A 19285-nucleotide genomic window follows, 5' to 3' on the forward strand; every position below is an offset into this window, starting at 1 on the left:
GCGTGCACGGGGCCATCGGCCGTTCCGGTCCCCCGTCCCCACAGGCGACCGGCGCTCCGGGGTCCACGTCCCGCTCAGGCGCGGACCCCGGGGTACTCGCGGATCAGACCCGGCTCAGCTCTCGCTCCCCGCCCGGGCCCTCACCGGGACCGTCGGCCGCCGGCTCCGTGCGGAGCCCCTCGCCCTCCACGTCCACGCTGGGCAGCGCGCGGTCCAGCCAGCGCGGCAGCCACCAGGCGCGCCTGCCCAGCAGGGCCAGCACCGCGGGCACGATGGCCATGCGCACCACGAAGGCGTCGAAGAAGACGGCGATGGCCAGCGAGAAGCCGATCATCTTGATCATCGACTCGCTGGAGCCGATGAAGCCGGCGAAGACGGCCATCATGATCACCGCGGCGGCCGTGACCACCCGGGCCCCGTGCCGGAAGCCGGTGACGATCGCCTGGCCGGGCGTCTCCCCGTGGACGTACGCCTCACGCATCCGGGTGACCAGGAAGACCTCGTAGTCCATCGCGAGGCCGAAGACCACACCGACCATGAAGATCGGCATCATGCTCATGATCGGTCCGGTCTGCTCGACCCCGAAGAGCGAGGCGAGCCAGCCCCACTGGAAGACCGCGACGACCGCGCCCAGGGCCGCGACGACCGAGAGCAGGAAGCCGAGGGCCGCCTTGAGCGGCACCAGCAATGAGCGGAAGACGACCATCAGCAGCAGGAAGGCGAGTCCGACGACGAGCGCCAGATAGGGCAGCAGCGCGTCGTTCATCTTCTCGGAGAAGTCGATGTTCATCGCGGTGGCGCCGGTGACCAGCACCTCGGCACCGGTCTCGCTCTTGATGTCCGCACCCGCGTCGCGGATGGCGTGGACGACGTTCTCCGTGTCGGTGGAGCTCGGCCGGTCCTTCGGGATGACGGTGATGGTCGCGGCGTCGCCGGCCTTGTTGAAGGTGGCCGGGGTGACGGCGGCGACGTGGCCGCTCGCCTCGATGCCCTGGGAGACCTGCGCGACCGCGGTCTTGCCGTCCGAGCTGTTCCTGGTGTCCACGACCACCAGCAGCGGACCGTTGAACCCCGGGCCGAAGCCGTCGGAGAGCAGATCGTAGGCCTGGCGCTGCGTGGTGCTCCTGGGCTGCGAGCCGTCGTCCGGCAGGCCCATCTCCAGCGAGGCGGCCGGGACGGCTATGACGCCGAGCCCCACGACACCGGCCAGCAGGACCCACACCGGCTTGCGCAGCACGAACCGCGCCCAGCGGGTGCCCATGTTGGGCTTGGCGTCGGGCTTGTTCTCCGCGTCGGCGGCCTTGCGCGCCTTGCGCCCCATGACCTGCTTGCCGGCGACCCCGAGCAGGGCGGGCACCAGGGTGAGCGCGATGAGGACCGCGATCGCGACGGTACCGGCGGCGGCGAAGCCCATCTTCGACAGCATCGGGATGTTGACGACGGCGAGGCCCACCAGCGCGATGACGACGGTCAGGCCGGCGAAGACAACGGCGGACCCGGCCGTGCCGACGGCCCGCCCCGCGGCCTCCTCGCGTTCCCGGCCCTCGGCCAGCTCGGCCCGGTAACGGGAGACGATGAACAGGGCGTAGTCGATACCGACCGCCAGGCCGATCATCATGGCGAGCGTGGAGGTGGTGGAGCCGAGGTCCAGCACGTTCGCCAGGGCCGTGATCAGCGACACCCCGATGCCGACGCCGATGAGCGCGGTCAGCAGCGGCAGCCCCGCGGCGATCAGCGAACCGAAGGTGATGACCAGCACCACCGCGGCGATGGCGACCCCGATGACCTCGGTGACCCCGGTCTCCGGCATCACCTGGAGCGCGTCACCGCCGATCTCCACGGTCAGCCCGTCGCTCCGGGCGGCCTCGCCCGCGTGCTCCAGCGAATCCCGTGTCGCGTCGGTGAGCTCCATCGAGTTCACCTTGTAGGAGACGGAGATGTACGCCGTCGAACCGTCCTCGCTGACGGCGTTCGCCGTGTACGGGTCGGCGACCGAGGCGATCTGGTCCGAACCGGACTCCAGCGTGCCGACGATCTTGCGGACGTCCGCCCTGTTGTCCGCGTCCGTCATCTTCTCGCCCTCGGGGGCCTTGAAGACGACCCGCGCGGTCGCACCGTCGGCACTGCCGCCGGGGAAGCGCTCTTCCAGCAGGTCGAAGGCCTTCTGGGCCTCCGTGCCGGGGATCGAGAAGGAACTGGAGGTGGCGGTGGACGCGGAGGCGGCCCCGAATCCGGCGAGCCCCAGCAGCGCCACCCAGACCAGGGCGACGTACCAGCGGCGCCGGAAGGCGAGCCGTCCGACTTTATAGAGAAATGTGGCCACGGAGAGAAACTCCCGGTCAGGTCGTGGAGTGGAAAATGGGCGTGAGGAACCAGCCCGACGACGAGAGCGGCGTGTCAGGTGGAGCGTCGGGGAGAGGGTCGTACGGAGGGAACGGGGGACGTCAGACGCCGAGGGCGGGGAACACCACGGATTCTGCGTAGTCGATCAGGAACTGACGGTCGACCGGGCGCTCCTCGACGAGCTCCCGTGCCGCGAAGGCGCCGATCATCATGTGCGGTACGTAGGAGAGCGCCGGATTGTCCCGACGCACCTCACCCCGGTCCACCGCGCGCTGGAGCAGCTTCGCGAGTCCGGTCATCTCCGGCTCGATCAGCAGGCCGCGCAACGCCTGGAAGAGATCGGGGTTCGTGTGGACGGCATGGCTCAGACCCCGCAGCAGTGCGGAGTTCTTCTCCATCTGACAGTCGTCGCTGAGCGCGAGGACGGCCTGGAAGTCGCCCCGCAGCGAACCGGTGTCGACCTCGGCAAGATGCACCGGCTTGTTGTTCCGGAGCGCCCTGACGACCAGCTCGGCCTTGCTCCCCCACTGGCGGTAGAGGGTGGCCTTGCTGGAGCGGGTACGGGCGGCGACGGCGTCCATGGTCAGGGCTTCGTACCCGACCTCACCGAGCAGGTCGAGCACGGCGGTGTACAGCTCGTTCTCACGCTCCGGCGTGAGCCGCGTCCGCGCCACCTGTCGACCTCCTCCGCCCTTGTGCCTGCTGGATCGTACGCCAGTCACGCACGGCCGCCATGATCACCAGCCGAACGAAACTGTTTCGTACACATCGAACCTACTCCCCCGCCCCCGCGAAACGAAATCGTTTCGCTTGTGTTCTGCGACACAAGTTGCCCCGGGCCCCTTGCGCGGAAAGCATTGAAGGGTGAGTGACGACGTCGCGTATCTCCGCTTCCCGCACCTCCACGAGGACTTGCTCTGCTTCGCGGCCGAGGACGACCTCTGGGTCGCCCCCCTCGCCCCCGCGGGGCAGCGGCCCGGCCGCGCGTGGCGGGTGACCGTCGACCGCACCCGGGTGAGCCACCCGCGCTTCTCGCCGGACGGCAGCCGTATCGCCTACACGACCTGGCGCACGCTCGACCCGGAGATCCACCTGGCCCCCGTCGACGGGGGCCCCGCCCGCAGACTCACGTACTGGGGCTCGACCGACGCCCGGGTCTGCGGCTGGAGCCCCGACCCCGGCGACAGCTCCCAGATCCTCGCCGTGTCCTCGCACAACCAGCCGTTCTCGTACTTCTCGTGGGCCTACAGCGTCCCCACCGACGGCAGCCCCGGCGGCAAGCTGCCCTGGGGGCCGGTCTCCGACATCGCGGTCGCCGACATCGACGGCGAGCGCCGCACCCTGCTGCTCACCGGCAAGCCGCCGCACGAGCCCGCCGCGTGGAAGCGCTACCGGGGCGGGGCCATGGGACGGCTGTGGCTGCACGGCGAGCGGCTGCTGCCGGACATCGGCGGCCACCTCGACGCCCCGATGTTCGTCGGGGGCCGCATCGCCTTCCTCTCCGACCACGAGGGCGTCGGCAACCTCTACTCGTGCCGGCCGGACGGCGGCGACCTGCGCCGCCACACCGACCACGACGCCTTCTACGCCCGGCACGCGTCCAGCGACGGCAACCGGGTCGTCTACCAGTGCGCGGGCGACCTGTGGCTGGTCGACGACCTGGAGGACCCGGACGCCGTCCCGCGCAAGCTGGAGGTACGCCTCGGCGGCCCCAGGACCGGGCGCCGCACCTACCAGGTGCCCGCGTCGAGCCACGTCGACGCCCTGTCCGTGGACGAGACGGGCCGGGCCAGCGCCGTCTCCGTACGCGGCAGCCTGTACTGGCTCACGCACCGCGACGGGCCCGCCCGCACCATCGCCGACGAGCCCGGGGTGCGCGTCCGGCTGCCCGAGATGCTGGGCAGCAGCGGCCAGGTCGCCTACATCACCGACGCGGACGGCGCGGACGCCGTCGAGATCGCCTACCTGCCCCGTGCCAGCGGCGACCGGCCGCCACGCAGGCTGGCCTCCGGGCAGCTGGGCCGCGTCCACGAGATGGTCGCGGACCCGGAGGGGACCCGTCTCGCCCTCGCCTCGAACGACGGCCGCCTGCTGCTGCTGGACACGGCCGGCGACGAGACGGAACAGGAGGTGGCCGCCCTGGACGGGGTCGCCCTCCTGGACAGCGCCGACGCGCAGGCCGCCCTGCTGGACGCCATCGAGGAGCAGGGCTCCGCCCCGCCTCCCCCGCCGCCTGCCGAGGCCCAGGTGACCGAGCTCATCCGCTCCGTCAACGGCCCGGTCCGCGACCTGGCGTTCTCCCCGGACGGCGCCTGGCTGACCTGGTCGCACCCGGGCATCGGCCGGTCGCTGCGGAAGATCAAGCTGGCCCGGATCAGCGGACCCGACGCCCCGGTGATCGTCGACGTCACCAACGGCCGCTTCGAGGACGAGAACCCGGTCTTCACCGGTGACGGCCGCTACCTCGCCTTCCTCTCCTGGCGCGGCTTCGACCCGGTGTACGACGTCCACACCGGCGACCTCTCCTTCCCGCTGGGCTGCCGCCCCTACCTCGTGCCGCTCTCCTCGGCGACGCCCTCCCCCTTCGCCCTGCTCCCGGACGGCCGGCCCGCGGCCGGCGGACTGGACCCGGTGGACATCCCCGACGGCGCCGTCGAAGGGACCACGGTCACCGTGGAGTTCGAGGGGCTGGAGAACAGGGTGACGCCCTTCCCGGTATCCGCGTCGAAGTACTCGGCGCTCCAGCCGGTCAGCGGGGGCGGGCTGGTCTGGCTGCGCTGGCCCATCTCCGGCGCGCTGGGCGAGACGTTCGCCAACCCCGCGGACATGTCGGGCCGCCCCACCCTGGAGCACTTCAGCATCGCCAGGGCGCGCCGGACCCAACTGGTCGCCCACCTCGACGGCTTCGCGGTCAGCGGCGACCGCTCCCGGCTGGTCGTCATGGACGACGGCGAACTGCGCGCCGTCCCGTCCGACGAGCCCGGCGACAACGACACCACCGTCTACCTCGACCTGCGCCGCATCCTGCACGACGTCGACCCGGCCGCGGAATGGCGGCAGGCCTACGACGAGGCGGGCCGCATCATCCGGGCCTACTTCTGGGAGCCGGACATGTGCGGCATCGACTGGGACGCCGTCCTGGACCAGTACCGGCCGCTGGTCGAACGGGTCGCCTCCCCCGACGAGTTCGCGGACCTGCTGCGCGAACTCCTGGGCGAGCTGGGCACCTCCCACGCCTACGTGTCCCCCGCCCGCCGCAACGAGGGCCCGCCGCACTACCAGCGGGCGATCGGTCTGCTCGGCGCCAACCTGGCGTGCCGGGACGGCGACTGGACGGTCCTGCGGATCCTGCCCGGCGACTCCTCGGACTCCAAGGCGCGCTCCCCGCTCGCCGGTGCGGGGATCCGCGAGGGCGCCGTCCTCACCCATGTCGACGGCCGCCGGGTGGACCCGGTGGCGGGACCCTATCCGCTGCTCACGGCGGCGGGCGGGACGACGGTCGAGCTGACCTTCCGTCCGGCGGGCGGCGAGGGCGGCGGCCGGCCCCGCCGTGTCGCGGTCGTCCCGCTGATCGACGAACGCCCCCTGCGCTACCAGGACTGGGTCGCCAAGCGCCGCGAGGTCGTCCGCGAACTGAGCGGCGGCAGGTGCGGGTACCTGCACATCCCGGACATGGGCGGCTCGGGCTGGGCGCAGTTCAACCGCGACCTGCGCCTGGAGGTGTCACGCCCGGCCCTGATCGTGGACGTGCGCGGCAACGCGGGCGGACACATCAGCGAGCTGGTCGTCGAGAAGCTCACCCGCGCGATCCTCGGCTGGGACCTCACCCGCAACGCCCAGCCGGTCTCGTACGCGTCCAACGCCCCCCGGGGCCCGGTGGTGGCCCTCGCCGACGAGGCGACCTCCTCCGACGGCGACATGATCACGGCGGCCTTCCGGCTGCTGAAGCTGGGGCCGGTCGTGGGCCAGCGCACCTGGGGCGGGGTGGTCGGCATGACCGGACGCCACCGGCTCGGCGACGGCACGGTGATCACGGTGCCGATGAACGCGGCCTGGTTCGACACGTACGGCTGGTCCGTCGAGAACCACGGCGTCGAACCGGACCTGGAGGCCCTGCGCACCCCCCTGGACTGGGCGGAGGGCCGTCACGCGGTCCTGGACGACGCGGTCAAGGTGGCCCTGGACCTCCTGGCGTCCCACCCGGCCTCCACACCGCCGACGTACGCCACGGTGCCGGACCTGCGACGGCCCCCGCTGCCCCCGCGCTGACGACGCCCGGCGCCCGGGGAGGGGGCTCGCACGCGGAAGGGGCGCGCCCCGGTCTCCCGGGACGCGCCCTTCACGGCACGGACGCGGACGTCAGCGGTCGAACCGCTCGCGCGCCTGCTCGGCCGCGTCCCGCGCACGCTCGCGCGGGTCGGACGGCCGGTCGCCGGAGCGGTCGGACCGCTCGCGGGAGCCGTCCTGCTCACCGCCCCGCTTCTTCCGCTCGGCCTGGTCGGCGAGCTTCTGTGCCTTGTCCTTGAACTGGTCTGCGATGCCCATGCCGTTCACTCCTGTGTGGGTGCGTGGGGGAGGCCCCGTGAGGGGCTCGCCCAGACTTACACACCCGGACATGCGTCGCATTTCGATCAGTGACGCTGCGCTCGCGCGTCCTGGTCCGCCGCGCCGCCGGCCCCCACGAGTCCCTTGGTGACGCCGTCCAGCCGCGTCCCGAACCGCTGCATCTCACGCTGTCCGACGATCCCGATCACGGTCGGCAGCGCTCCCCGGACCGACTGCATCCCCCGCAGCCACCACTGGCCGTACACATGGGCCGAGCGCCGCTCGATGCCCGCCACGATCCGGTCCACGGCCGGGCCCAGCGGGTAGGTGCGGTTGGTCGGCCAGGGCAGCCGCTGCCGCAACTCCCGCATGACGTCGTCCTCGTCGGCACCGCGCACCATGTCCGTGTCGGTCCAGGACAGGTAGCCGACCCCGACCTTCACGCCCCGGTAGCCGACCTCCGCGCGCAGACTGTGCGCGAACGCCTCCACACCCGACTTGGAGGCGCAGTACGCGCTCATCATCGGCGCCGGGGTGAGCGCGGCCAGCGACGCTATCTGGAGGAAGTAGCCGCGGCTCTCCATGACGACCGGCAGGAACGCCCGCGCCGTGACGGCGCCGCCGATCAGGTTCACCTCGATGACCCGGCGCCAGGCGACGGGGTCGGAGTCCACGAGCGGCCCGCCCGTGGCGACCCCGGCGTTGGCGACCACGACGTCGATCTTGCCGAAGCGTTCCTTGACCTCACGGGCGACCTGGGCCATCGCCTCGTGGTCGGTGACGTCCGCGAACCAGTGGTCGCTGTCCGAGTGCAGCCGCTCGGAGACCTTCTTCAGCTCGTCCGGCTCCAGACCGACGAGGGCCAGCTTCGCGCCACGTGCCGACAACTTGCGGGCGAGCAGTTCACCCACCCCGCGTGCCGCTCCGGTGACGACGACGACCTGTCCTTCGAGACTCCGCCTGCCGCTCATGCGACCTCCTCCTTGCTCACGGCCTCGGCCGCACCGTCCACAGTGACGTACAGGTCCACCAGCTCGCGCAGCTTCGCGGTGACCACTTCGGGCGCCTCCACCGGCGTCATATGCCCCATGCCCGTCAGCTCGGTGAGCCCGAGGCTGTGCGGGAGCGCCGCCTCTATGGCCCGCGCGTGCACGGGCGGCGTCAGCCGGTCCTCGGTGCCCGCGATGACGGCGGTCGGCAGCCTCAGCTCCCGTACGTCGGCCTCGAGGTCGAGCTCCGCGAGCACATGGCCCCAGGCGACGCGCGCTTTGCGTGGGCACGCGTGCACGATCCTGGCACAGGTGTCGACCCGTTCCGGAGCGGAACCACGTCCCATCGTCGCGTACTTGAGGACCGCCCTGGACGCGGCCGTGACCGGACCGAGCGGCGCCCGGGCGCCCAGGACCGCCGCGGTCATCCGGGTCCGCAGCGCCCCGGCCCGCAGCGGCAGCACCAGTGATTCGGCGGTCAGCCGGGCACTGCCGGTGCTGCACAGCAGGACGGCCGCGCCGTGCTCGCGCACGGTGTCCCGGCCCGCCGCCGCCATGAGGGTCATTCCCCCCATCGAGTGCCCGGCGAGCACCGCCTTCCGCCCGGGCGCGAGAGTGGCCCGCAGCACGGCTTCCAGATCGTCGGCGAGCGCCTGTGTGCTGTATCCGCCCGGGCCGGCGTCCGGCGAACGCCCGTGGCCCCGCTGGTCGTAGACGACGACGCGGTGGTCGGCCGCCAGATCGCGTATCTGCGCGGCCCAGAAATGGGTGTTGCAGGTCCAGCCGTGTGCCAGGACGACGGCGGGGGCGTCCTCGGGGCCGTGCAGCTCCACATGGACACGCGAGCCGTCGGCGGAGGTCACGGTCATCTCGCGTACGGGGACGGGCGGGGCGTCCGCGCGGTGCAGCAGCCGGCTCATCGCGCGGCCTCCTCGGCCAGGACGGCCTTCCGCGGCCCGTTCGGGACGGGCGGCCGGATGACCTCGTACTCGGCCAGGTCGACCGCGCGGGTGGCCCGCCGGAACTCGGCGGTGGTGCCCGGCCAGACGGTCGTGTTGCGGCCGGTGGAGTCCAGGTACCAGCTGGTGCAGCCCCCGGTGTTCCACACGGTCCGCTTCATCCGGTCCTGGACCCGCCGGTTCCAGGCGCCGACGGCGGAGGAGCGGGCACCCAGGGCGACACGGCCGCCGAGCACGTCCAGTTGGCGCAGGTAGTCGGCCATGTAGTTCAGCTGGGACTCGATCATCAGGATCATCGAGGAGTTCCCGAGCCCGGTGTTGGGGCCGATGATCGTCATCCAGTTGGGGAAGCCCGCGGCGCTCGCGCCGCGCAGCGACTCCATGCCGTCCTTCCAGGACTCGGCGAGCGTGATGCCCTCGGCGCCGACGACCCGGTCCGCGATCGGCATGTCCGTCACGTGGAAGCCGGTGCCGAGGACGATGACGTCCGCCTCGGTCTCCGTACCGTCCGAGGCGACGAGGGTGGAGCCGCGCACCTCGGACAGACCGGAGGCGACCACGTCCACATTGGGCTCGGCGAGCGCGGGGTAGTAGGCGTTGGAGAGCAGGATGCGCTTGCAGCCGATGCGGTAGGAGGGGGTCAGCTTGGCCCGCAGCTGCGGATCCTTGATCGCCCGTGCCATGTTGGCCTTGGCTATCCGCTCCACGAGGCCGAGCTGGTCGGGGTGCTTGGTGAAGGCACCCACCTGCAACTCCCGGATGCCCCAGAGCAGTCCGCGGCGCGCGGTGCCGGTGAAGGGGAGCGCGCGGTGCAGCCACTTCTCGGCGCCGCTGATCGCGCGGTCCATGCGCGGCATCACCCAGGGCGGGGTCCGCTGGAAGAGGGTGAGCCGGCGGGCCTGCGGCTGGATCTCCGGCACGATCTGGATGGCGGAGGCGCCGGTGCCGATCACCGCGACGCGCTTGCCCGCGAGGTCGTAGTCGTGGTCCCACTGCGCGGAGTGGAAGACCTTGCCCGGGAAGTCGGCGAGCCCCGGTATGTCGGGCAGCTTGGGGTCGGAGAGCGGACCGGTCGCGGAGACGACGACGTCCGCGGTGAAGGTGGCACCGTTCGCCGCCTCGATCACCCAGTGCAGCGCGTCGTTGTCCCAGCGCATCAGGGTGACTTCGTGGTTCAGCCGGATGTGCGGGCGCAGCCCGAAGGTGTCGGCCACACGCTCCAGGTAGGCGCGGATGTGCTCCTGCCCGGAGAAGGTGCGCGGCCAGTCGGGGTTGGGCGCGAACGAGAAGGAGTAGAGGTGGGACGGTACGTCGCAGGCGCAGCCCGGGTAGCTGTTGTCGCGCCAGGTACCACCGACGGAACCGGCTCGCTCCAGGACCAGGAAGTCGGTGATGCCTTCGCGGCGGAGCCGGACCGCGGCCCCGAGGCCCCCGAATCCGGATCCGATCACCGCCACTCGTACGTGCTCGTGCTGGGCCATGCTGCCGCCTCCCCGCGGTACGTACACGACTCTGCCAGCAATCACTGGCATGGTTGGGAGGGTAGAGCAGCTCCGTACCGATGGGTAGGGGGCGTACCAAGGAAAGTTACCGGCGGTACAACATAGGGTTCGGCTGTGGCTGAAAGACGCGAGCACCGCGAGTACCGCATGGAGGAGCTGGCCGAGGAGGCCGGCATCACCGTGCGCACCCTGCGCTTCTACCGCGAGCGGGGACTCATCCAGCCACCGCGCCGGGAGGGCCGCATCGCCTGGTACGACGACCACCACCTGGCCCGGCTGCGCACGATCACCGGCCTGCTGGAACGCGGCCACACCCTCAACGGCATCGCCGACCTCGCCGCCACCTTCGACAGCGGACGCGACGTGGCCGAGGTGCTGGGCCTGGGCGAACCGACCGAGGAGACCCCGGTACGCCTGACACCGGAGCAGCTGGCCGACTACTTCGCGGGCGAGGCCACCGCGGAGAACCTTTCCGCCGCCATGGAGCTGGGCTACCTCGGCACGGACGGCGACACGATCGTGCACATCAGCCGCCGCCTGCTGGAGGCGTCGTCCGAGCTGGTGCGGGCCGGCGTGCCGCTCGCCTCGGTCCTCTCGGCGGGCCGCCTGGTCCGCGAGCACGCCGACGCGCTCGCGGAGCTCTGCGTCCGCGTCCTGCGCACCCACACCGCGGACACCGGCCAGGACCAACTGCGGTCCCTGGCCCACGCGGTGGTGGACGCGGAGCTGTCCATGGCCCTGGACCGCCGACTGCGCGACGAAGGCGCGCCGGCGGACGGGTCACACCGGACGGACGCAGGGGCGGACAGCGGCGGCCCGGGGCGCACTCCGGCGGATTCGGACGCAACCCGGGAGCGCGCTCCGGCGGACGGGGGCGGGCCCCGGGGCCGCGCCCCGGCGGTCGGCAAGGCGCCCCGGGAGCACGCGCCGCCGGGACACGGCGCCTAACGCTCGTACGTGACGGTGACCGGCGCGTGGTCGCTCCACCGCTCGCCGTGCGTGGCGGCACGCTCGACCCACGCCTTCACGGCTCGGGCGGCGAGGCCCTCGGTCGCGACCTGGTAGTCGATGCGCCAGCCCGCGTCGTTGTCGAACGCCCGGCCGCGGTAGGACCACCACGAGTACGGCCCCTCCTGGTCCGGGTGCAGCGCGCGGACCACGTCGACGTACGCCGCCTCCTCGAAGACCCGGGTGAGCCACGCCCGCTCCTCCGGGAGGAAGCCGGAGTTCTTCTTGTTGGCCTTCCAGTTCTTCAGGTCGGCCTCCCGGTGCGCGATGTTCCAGTCGCCGCACACGAGGACCTCGCGCCCCGCGGCGGCGGCGCGCACCTTGAGCCCTTCCAGGTACGGCAGGAAGGCCGCCATGAAGCGCTCCTTCTCGTCCTGGCGCTCCGTACCGACGTCACCGGAGGGCAGATACAGGCTCGCGACCGTCACCCCCGGGAGATCGACCTCGACGTACCGGCCGCCGGTGTCGAATTCCTCACTCCCCGGGACGTCGAATCCACCGAACCCGATCTGCACGCGCTCCGGCGCCTGCCGCGTGTAGAGGGACACCCCCGCGCGCCCCTTGGCCGCCGCGGGGGCGTGAACGGTGTGCCACCCCTCGGGTTCACGCACCTCTTCGGGCAGCTGCTGCGGCTCGGCGCGCACCTCCTGGAGGCACACGACGTCGGCCTCGGACTGCGCCAGCCATTCCACGAAACCCTTCTTCGCGGCGGCACGGAGCCCATTAACATTCACGGAGGTAACGGTCAGCATCCGGAAACAGTACCTACTTCACTCAACGCATAGACGTACGATGGTTCGCATGATTATTCAGCCCCGCCCCTTCGACCACCCCGACGCCGTCAAACTCAACGACCAGGTGCAGCTCGAATACGCCGAGCGCTACAGCGACGAGGGCGATCTCACACCGCTCGACCCGACCATGTTCGACCCGCCGCGCGGTCTGTACCTCCTCGCCTACGACGAGCAGGACCGCCCGGTGGCGACCGGTGGCTGGCGCACCCAGGACGCGAACGGCGAGGGCTACTCCGACGGCGACGCCGAGATCAAGCGCATGTTCGTGATCCCCGAAGGCCGGAACAGGGGCCTCGCCCGCCGCATCCTCGCCGCCCTGGAGGCCGACGCGACGGCGGCGGGCCGCACCCGCATGGTCCTGGAGACCGGCGACCAGCAGCCGGAGGCGGTCGCGCTGTACACCTCCTGCGGCTACGAGGTCTGCGCGAAGTTCGGGTACTACCGCGCGTACGAGAGCAGCATCTGCATGGCCAAGCCGCTGGTCTAGGGGGCGCCGGCCGGGCTGGGTGCTCGGCCGGGCTGGGTGCCCTCGCCGGGCTGGGTGCCCTCGCCGGGCTAGGGGACCCTGGCCACCCCGACGTAGAACCCACTGCGTTCGTACACCGGCGCGGTCTGCCCCTCCTGGTGCCACTCCGGCGCAGTCACCAGTCCCGGGTCCACCAGCTCCAGCCCCTCGAAGAACGGCTCGACCTCGGCACGCGTCCGCATCCGGAGCGCGATGGCGCCCTTCTCGTACGCGGACTCGGTCTCCTGCCTCAGCTCCGGGTGCTGGTCGGCGGTCCCGTGCGAGAGGACCAGGTAACTCCCCGACGGAAGGGCGTCGACCAGGGTGCGGGTGATGCCGTACGGGTCCTGGTCGTCAGGCAGGAAGTGCATCAGCGCGATCAGGGAGAGGGCGACGGGCCGGGTGAAGTCCAGCGTCCTGGCGGCCCGTTCGACGATCGCCTCGGCCTCGCGCACATCGGCGTGGATGTAGTCGGTCATCCCCTCCGGGCTGCTGACCAGCAGTGCCTCCGCGTGGCGGAGGACGATGGGATCGTTGTCCGTGTAGACGACCCGGGCGTGCGGTGTGACGGCCTGGACGACCTGGTGGAGGTTGGGCGAGGTCGGGATGCCGGTCCCGATGTCCAGGAACTGGTCGACCCCTTGCGCCGCGAGCCAGCCGGACGCACGGTGCATGAACGCCCGGTTCCGCGCCGCGTTGGCCCGCGCCTCGGCCGGCAGCTTCTCGGCGACCTCCTGGTCGACCGGATAGTTGTCCTTGCCGCCCAGCAACCAGTCGTAGACGCGCGCCGGGTGCGGCTTGCTGGTGTCGATGCGGGAGCTGGGTATACCGGCCGTCACAGGACGCTCCTCCGTACGGAACCACGGGCAGTGAACGCCGCACCTGACCTGGGCGGCGACCTCGACGACGGCCACCGGCAAGGCGGGTGAGCAGGGACAGCCTAAGCGGTGCGGAGGGGCGGAGCTCCGGCCCCCGGACACCGTTCACGGCCGGAAGGCCTTCGCGGGAGGCCGCCCATGGCCCAAGGGGGCTGAGCGAACAGGCCGGGCGGACCACTCCCCCGGTGACGCGCCCCGCCGCCGCCTTCACTCCGAAACGACGAGATCCCGCCCGATCTTTCGATCGGGCGGGATCTCGTGTGTGCGGTGGACCTGTGGGGATTTGAACCCCAGACCCCCTCGATGCGAACGAGGTGCGCTACCAGACTGCGCCACAGGCCCTTGCAACGAGTGAAACTCTAGCACCCTCATCGGGGTGCTCGGAAATCCGTATCCCGGCAGGTCACCGAGTCGGCTCCGTCGCCGGTCTCACTCGTTGGCCGCGCGGGGCCGGTCCTCGTCGTCGTACTGGTCGAAGAGGGGAGTACGGCCGCGGTCACGGCCGCGCTTGGACTGGTTGCCGCGCCGACGGGGCGCCGGGTCCGCGTCGGGGACGACGGGGTGCGAGGTGCCCGTCTGGGAGGGTTCCGCCGTGCTGGAGCGGGCCGCGCTCCAGGTCTCCGGGTCGCCGACCTCCACCCCGCCCGTGGCGCGCGGGGCGACCGGGGCGGTGACGTAGGTCGGCAGCGGTACGGGCACGGGCTCCCAGCTGTCGCCCTGGGCCGGGCCGCGTTCGCGCTGCTGGTCCACCCACTCGGCGTGGTCCGTCTGCTCGACGAGCGCACGGCGGCCGGCTTCCTGCGGAGAGACCGTCGGGGCGGGGATCGGGTGGCCCGCTTCGGGCTCCTCGTCGGGCTCGGCGGCGACCGCCGAGGCCGGCTGGTGCCTGCGCGGGCGGTTCTCGCGGAGCCGCTGGGCGGCCACCTCCGCCCTGCGCCGGTCCATGGTGAAGACGAACCGGCGGCGTTCCTGCCCGCGCAGATGGACGATGTACGCGCTGAGCATCACCGCGGGGACGGCGGGTGCCCAGAGGAAGCGGAGTCCGCCGACCGCCGCCACGACCGTGCCCAGCGTGAACGCCAGGAACAGGACGGTGGTCGTACGCCGACGGCGCGCGAGGACCTGCGAGCGTCTGGCCCGCCGCTCACGCTCCGTCTCCCCGCCAGGCGTGCGCGGGCGCCTGGCGGGCCGCACCTCCTCGCGCGGGCGCCCGTCAGCCGCAGGATCCGGCGCGTCGTGCGCCGGATCGTGCAACCGGGCTTCCGTGTGTGCCGGGGGCGCGGAAAAGGCCCGGACGTCGACGGACTCGATTCGGTCCGTGACGGCATCCGGGTCCACGTCACCAGGCGCCTCCCCGGCTTCTCGCCCCTGCAGCTCCTTGGCGTACCGGCGCTCCATGGCCGCCCGTCCGGACAGCAGCCGGATGGCGGTGCTGAAGCGTTCCGTCGGACGGGCTTCATTGAGCTCGTCCTGCCTGCGGAGCCACATCGGCACCAGGTAGGCGGCCCAGGCACCGACGATGACTGCGTAGATGAGGCCGCTGCTGCTCACGCTCACACCGTAGAGGGGTTTGCACGGCGGCATCCGCCAATTGGCCCGGTGTGTCGCACGTTCCGGCTGATATCCGGGACTTTTTTTGTGATTCTTCGGATCAGTGCACGATGCAAGTCGACCCACTTACAGTCATTGAGCGATCGAATTCGAACACTTATTTCATTTATTCGGGCTTCCGCGGCATCTGTGGGCTGCTCGGCCGTACCCTGCGCCAACGTCTGAGCATGCCGTCGGGCACCTCCTCGGCGGTGAGCGCGAAGATCAGGTGGTCCCGCCACGCGCCGTCGATGTGGAGATAACGCGGACGGAGCCCTTCCTCACGAAATCCGAGTTTCTCCACGACCCTGCGGCTGGGCCCGTTCTCCGGACGAATGCACACCTCGATCCGGTGCAGGCCGACCGTACGGAAGCAGTGGTCGACGGCGAGGGCCACCGCGGTCGGTACGACGCCCCGCCCCGCCACGCCTTGGTCGACCCAGTACCCGACATGGCCCGAACACATCGAGCCCCAGGTGATCCCGGCCACCGTCAACTGCCCGACGAGACGCCCCTCGTACTCGATGGCGAAGGGCAGCATCCGCCCCGCGTTGGCCTCGGAGCGCAGATGGCGGACCATCTGCCGGTAGGTGGGGCGCCGGGACATCGGGCCGCCCGGGGCGGGCGGCGGCACGGTGGCTTCCCAGGGCCTCAGCCAGTCCCGGTTGCGCCGGTTGACCTCGCGCCACGCGCGCTGGTCCCGCAGCTTGATCGGGCGGAGGGTGATCTCACCGTCGGTCAGGATCACCGGCCAGGTCGGGACGTTCAGCTCGGGCTCCCCGGTCGGGGGTGGTCGCCGCCGCGGACCTGGTCGACGGCGTGCGCCAGCAGCCGTCCCAGGACCGCGAGCCCGTCCCGTACACCGCCGGACGAGCCGGGCAGGTTCACCACCAGGGTGCGGTCCGCGGTGCCCGCGAGGCCACGGGACAGGGCGGCGGTGGGCACCTTGTCCCGGCCCTCCGCCCGGATCGCCTCGGCGATGCCCGGGATCTCCCGGTCGATGACGCGGCGGGTGGCCTCGGGGGTGCGGTCGGTGGGCGAGATGCCCGTACCGCCGGTGGTGACGATCACGTCGTAGCCGGCCGCCACACCCGCCCGCAGGGCCGCCTCGACCGGATCGCCGTCCGGGACGACCTGCGGACCGTCGACGGCGAAGCCCAGTGCCGTCAGGCCCTCGGCGACGAGGGGTCCGCCCTTGTCGGGGTAGACACCGGCCGAGGCGCGGTTGGACGCGGTCACGACCAGGGCGCGGTATCCGTCGGGGGCGCTCATGCCCCAGGGCCTTCCGGCACCGGGCGGTGGTAGTCGCCGGACGCACCGCCCGACTTCGCCTCGACGCGGACGTCCGTGATCACCGCGCCCTTGTCGACCGCCTTGATCATGTCGATCACCGTGAGCGCGGCGACCGAGACGGCGGTCAGCGCCTCCATCTCGACACCGGTACGGTCGGTGGTCCTCACGGTGGCGAGAATCTCCACCGCGTCGTCGGCGACGCTCAGATCGACCTTCACACCGGAGACGGCCAGGGGGTGGCAGAGCGGGATCAGGTCCGGGGTCCGCTTGGCCCCCATGATCCCGGCGATCCGCGCGGTGGCCAGCGCGTCGCCCTTGGGAACGCCTTCTCCCCGCAGGAGTTCGACGACACGCGGCGACACGAGTACCCGGCCGCTCGCCCGGGCCACCCGGGCCGTGACGTCCTTCTTCGACACGTCGACCATGCGGGCCGCGCCCGCCTCGTCGATGTGCGTCAGCCTGTTCTGCGTACTCAACTCACTCCGCCTAGCGGGTAGGGCGCCGATTGCCCACACCGGCGCGCACGGGCGTGCGGGCCGGGGGTCCGGGAACTCGTCCCGGGAAGGCACAGCGCCAGATACCGTACCGCCACCACGCGCGTGTCAGCGGAGAAGGATCACCTCGGTCTCCGTGCCGGGCTCGGCCGAGGTCGTGTCCTCGGGCAGCACGATCAGCGCGTCGGCCTGGGCCAGGGCGGCGATCAGATGCGACCCGGAACCGCCCACCGGTGTCACGGTGCCGGCCTCCGCGTCGTACCTCCCGCGCAGGAACTGACGCCTGCCGGGCGGTGAGGAGAGCGCCTCGTCCATGGCGAGCGTGGCCCGGACCTTCGGGCGGTGGACGTCGTCGAGTCCCATCAGGGTCCGGATCGCCGGCCGTACGAAGAGCTCGAAGGAGACGTACGAGGAGACCGGGTTGCCCGGCAGGGCCAGCAGCGGGGTGTGGTCCGGTCCGATCGAGCCGAAGCCCTGGGGCTTGCCCGGCTGCATGGCGAGCTTGCGGAAGTCGACCCCTCCGGCCGGCTCGTCCGTGTCGCCCTCCGCGCCCTCCGCCGCGTCACCCGGTGCGTGCCCGAGGGAGGACAGGGCCTCCTTGACCACGTCGTACGCGCCGACGCTGACGCCGCCCGTGGTGACGACGATGTCGGCCCGGATCAGCTGGTCCTCGATGGTGGCGCGCAGCGTCTCGGCGTCGTCGGCGACGGCGGGCACCCGGTAGGCGATCGCCCCGGCGTCCCGGGCCGCGGCTGTGAGCGCGAAGCTGTTGGAATCGTAGATCCGGCCGCCGGTCAGCTCCTCGCCCGGCTGCGCGAGCTCACTGCCCGTGGACAGCACGACGACACGCGGGCGTGGCCGCACCTTCACCGCCGCGCGGCCGATCGCGGCGAGCAGTCCGATCTGCGCGGGCCCGACGACCGAGCCCGCCCGCAGCGCCAGGTCCCCCGGACGTACGTCGCTGCCCCGGGTCCGCACGTGCGCCCCGGCCTTCACCGGCCGGTGGACGCGGACCTCGCCGCCGGCCCCCTCCGGGGCCTCGCTGTGGGCGCGCATCGCGGTGGCGGGGCCGCCGCCGGTGCCGCCGTCCGTCCACTCGACCGGGACGACCGCCTCGGCGCCCTCGGGCAGCGGGGCGCCGGTCATGATGCGGGCGGCCTCCCCCGGGGCGAGCGAACGGCCGTCGGCCAGCCCTCCGTCGCCCGCGGCGACGTCGCCGACGACGGTGAGGACCGCCGGGAACTCCTCGCCGGCGCCCTCGACATCGGAGACCCGGACCGCGTAACCGTCCATCGAGCTGTTGTCGAAGGGAGGCAGCGCGACCTCCACCACGACGTCCTCGACCAGGACGCAGCCCTGGGCGTCGGGCAGCTGCAGCTCGATCGGCTCCAGCGGCCGGACCGCGGCGAGGATGTCTTCCAGGTGCTCGTCGACCGACCAGATCGTGCTGCTCACGCTCCTACAACTCCTCGGTGACGTACCGCTTCAGCCAGGTCCGGAAGTCCGGGCCCAGGTCCTCACGTTCGCACGCCAGTCTGACAATGGCACGCAGGTAGTCGCCGCGGTCCCCGGTGTCGTAACGGCGGCCCTTGAAGACGACGCCGTGCACCGGGCCGCCGATCTTCTCGTCCTCGGCCAGCAGCTGGAGGGCGTCGGTGAGCTGGATCTCGCCACCGCGGCCGGGCTCGGTCCGGCGCAGTATGCCGAAGACCGCGGGGTCCAGGACGTAGCGGCCGATGACGGCGAGATTGCTGGGGGCGTCGGCCGGGTCGGGCTTCTCCACCAGCCCTGTGACCCGCACGACGTCACTGTCCGCGGTGGCCTCGGTGGCCGCGCATCCGTACATGTGGATCTGGGCCGGGTCGACCTCCATGAGGGCGACCACGCTGCCGCCCTCCCGCTCCTGGACCTCGATCATCCGGGCGAGCAGCGGGTCCCGGGGGTCCATCAGGTCGTCGCCGAGGAGGACGGCGAAGGGCTGGTCGCCCACGTGCGGGGCGGCGCACAGGACGGCGTGGCCGAGGCCACGCGGGTCACCCTGGCGGACGTAGTGCATGGTGGCCAGGTCGCTGGACTCCTGGACCTTGGAGAGCCGTTCGGCGTCCCCCTTGCGGTCCAGCGCCGACTCCAGCTCGTAGTTCCGGTCGAAGTGGTCCTCCAGGGGACGCTTGTTGCGACCAGTGATCATCAGCACGTCGGAGAGGCCTGCGGCGACAGCCTCCTCGACGACATACTGGATGGCGGGCTTGTCGACGACAGGCAGCATCTCTTTCGGAGTGGCCTTGGTGGCCGGCAGGAACCGGGTGCCGAGACCTGCAGCTGGGATGACAGCTTTGCTGATCCTGGGGCGCGACTGAGTCATGCGCAGAACTGTAACGGGTGACT

General features: G+C 71.8%; 16 protein-coding genes, 1 tRNA gene and 1 pseudogene. 3 read left to right on the forward strand and 15 right to left on the reverse strand.

Going from position 1 to position 19285, the window contains the following annotated elements:
• Positions 1-103: 103 nt before the first annotated feature.
• Together SACTE_RS13025 and SACTE_RS13030 are read right to left on the reverse strand one after the other, a co-directional pair.
• A complete protein-coding gene (locus SACTE_RS13025; protein ID WP_014046497.1) occupies positions 104-2323 on the reverse strand; it encodes an MMPL family transporter in 2220 nt (739 codons plus the stop codon).
• Positions 2324-2444: 121 nt separating this feature from the next.
• Positions 2445-3017 (reverse strand): TetR/AcrR family transcriptional regulator, encoded by a 573-nt coding sequence (locus SACTE_RS13030; protein WP_014046498.1) that lies wholly within the window; start codon positions 3015-3017, stop codon positions 2445-2447.
• A 190-nt stretch (positions 3018-3207) separates the two neighbouring features.
• Between SACTE_RS13030 and SACTE_RS35405 the strand changes: the two genes are divergently transcribed.
• On the forward strand, positions 3208-6612 hold the full coding sequence (locus SACTE_RS35405; protein WP_014046499.1) for a S41 family peptidase: 3405 nt from the start codon (positions 3208-3210) through the stop codon (positions 6610-6612).
• Positions 6613-6702: 90 nt separating this feature from the next.
• Here SACTE_RS35405 and SACTE_RS13040 read toward each other — a convergent pair whose 3' ends face one another.
• The 4 genes from SACTE_RS13040 to SACTE_RS13055 all read right to left on the reverse strand — a co-directional run bounded on the left by SACTE_RS13040 (position 6703) and on the right by SACTE_RS13055 (position 10317).
• Positions 6703-6888: a hypothetical protein gene (locus tag SACTE_RS13040; protein WP_014046500.1), complete on the reverse strand. Its 186-nt coding sequence runs from the start codon at positions 6886-6888 to the stop codon at positions 6703-6705.
• An 86-nt stretch (positions 6889-6974) separates the two neighbouring features.
• Positions 6975-7859, reverse strand: coding sequence for an SDR family oxidoreductase (locus SACTE_RS13045; protein ID WP_014046501.1), 885 nt, complete (start codon positions 7857-7859; stop codon positions 6975-6977).
• The gene (locus SACTE_RS13050) at positions 7856-8797 is read right to left on the reverse strand and encodes an alpha/beta hydrolase (RefSeq protein WP_014046502.1); all 942 of its coding nucleotides are present in this window, start codon (positions 8795-8797) and stop codon (positions 7856-7858) included. The genes SACTE_RS13045 and SACTE_RS13050 overlap by 4 nt, the downstream gene beginning before the upstream one ends.
• Positions 8794-10317 carry an NAD(P)/FAD-dependent oxidoreductase gene (locus SACTE_RS13055; RefSeq protein ID WP_014046503.1) on the reverse strand — a complete coding sequence of 508 codons (1524 nt, stop codon included), beginning with the start codon at positions 10315-10317 and terminating at the stop codon, positions 8794-8796. The genes SACTE_RS13050 and SACTE_RS13055 overlap by 4 nt, the downstream gene beginning before the upstream one ends.
• Before the next feature lie 168 nt (positions 10318-10485).
• Between SACTE_RS13055 and SACTE_RS13060 the strand changes: the two are divergent.
• Positions 10486-11100: pseudogene (locus SACTE_RS13060) on the forward strand (MerR family transcriptional regulator); the annotation flags it as partial.
• Positions 11101-11282: 182 nt separating this feature from the next.
• Here SACTE_RS13060 and SACTE_RS13065 read toward each other — a convergent pair.
• On the reverse strand, positions 11283-12098 hold the full coding sequence (locus SACTE_RS13065) for an exodeoxyribonuclease III (protein ID WP_014046505.1): 816 nt from the start codon (positions 12096-12098) through the stop codon (positions 11283-11285).
• 49 nt (positions 12099-12147) lie between these two features.
• Between SACTE_RS13065 and SACTE_RS13070 the strand changes: the two genes are divergently transcribed.
• On the forward strand, positions 12148-12627 hold the full coding sequence (locus tag SACTE_RS13070; RefSeq protein WP_014046506.1) for a GNAT family N-acetyltransferase: 480 nt from the start codon (positions 12148-12150) through the stop codon (positions 12625-12627).
• 68 nt (positions 12628-12695) lie between these two features.
• Here the strand turns inward: SACTE_RS13070 and SACTE_RS13075 are convergent, their stop codons facing one another.
• The 8 genes from SACTE_RS13075 to galU form a co-directional block, all read right to left on the reverse strand.
• The gene (locus SACTE_RS13075; protein WP_014046507.1) at positions 12696-13484 is read right to left on the reverse strand and encodes an SAM-dependent methyltransferase; all 789 of its coding nucleotides are present in this window, start codon (positions 13482-13484) and stop codon (positions 12696-12698) included.
• 307 nt (positions 13485-13791) lie between these two features.
• A tRNA-Ala gene (locus SACTE_RS13080) sits at positions 13792-13865 on the reverse strand.
• 87 nt (positions 13866-13952) lie between these two features.
• Entirely contained in the window at positions 13953-15107 is a 1155-nt protein-coding gene (gene glpR / locus SACTE_RS13085; RefSeq protein WP_014046508.1) for a gephyrin-like molybdotransferase receptor GlpR, read from the reverse strand.
• Between the two features lie 133 nt (positions 15108-15240).
• Entirely contained in the window at positions 15241-15861 is a 621-nt protein-coding gene (locus SACTE_RS13090) for a GNAT family protein (RefSeq protein ID WP_014046509.1), read from the reverse strand.
• Positions 15862-15878: 17 nt separating this feature from the next.
• Positions 15879-16385: a MogA/MoaB family molybdenum cofactor biosynthesis protein gene (locus SACTE_RS13095; RefSeq protein WP_014046510.1), complete on the reverse strand. Its 507-nt coding sequence runs from the start codon at positions 16383-16385 to the stop codon at positions 15879-15881.
• A complete protein-coding gene (gene moaC / locus SACTE_RS13100) occupies positions 16382-16882 on the reverse strand; it encodes a cyclic pyranopterin monophosphate synthase MoaC (RefSeq protein WP_014046511.1) in 501 nt (166 codons plus the stop codon). The genes SACTE_RS13095 and moaC overlap by 4 nt, the downstream gene beginning before the upstream one ends.
• Positions 16883-17008: 126 nt before the next feature.
• A complete protein-coding gene (gene glp / locus SACTE_RS13105) occupies positions 17009-18355 on the reverse strand; it encodes a gephyrin-like molybdotransferase Glp (RefSeq protein ID WP_014046512.1) in 1347 nt (448 codons plus the stop codon).
• A gap of 4 nt (positions 18356-18359) precedes the next feature.
• Positions 18360-19262 carry a UTP--glucose-1-phosphate uridylyltransferase GalU gene (gene galU, locus SACTE_RS13110; protein ID WP_014046513.1) on the reverse strand — a complete coding sequence of 301 codons (903 nt, stop codon included), beginning with the start codon at positions 19260-19262 and terminating at the stop codon, positions 18360-18362.
• Positions 19263-19285: the final 23 nt, after the last annotated feature.

It is taken from the genome of Streptomyces sp. SirexAA-E (assembly GCF_000177195.2).
GTDB lineage: Bacteria > Actinomycetota > Actinomycetes > Streptomycetales > Streptomycetaceae > Streptomyces > Streptomyces flavovirens.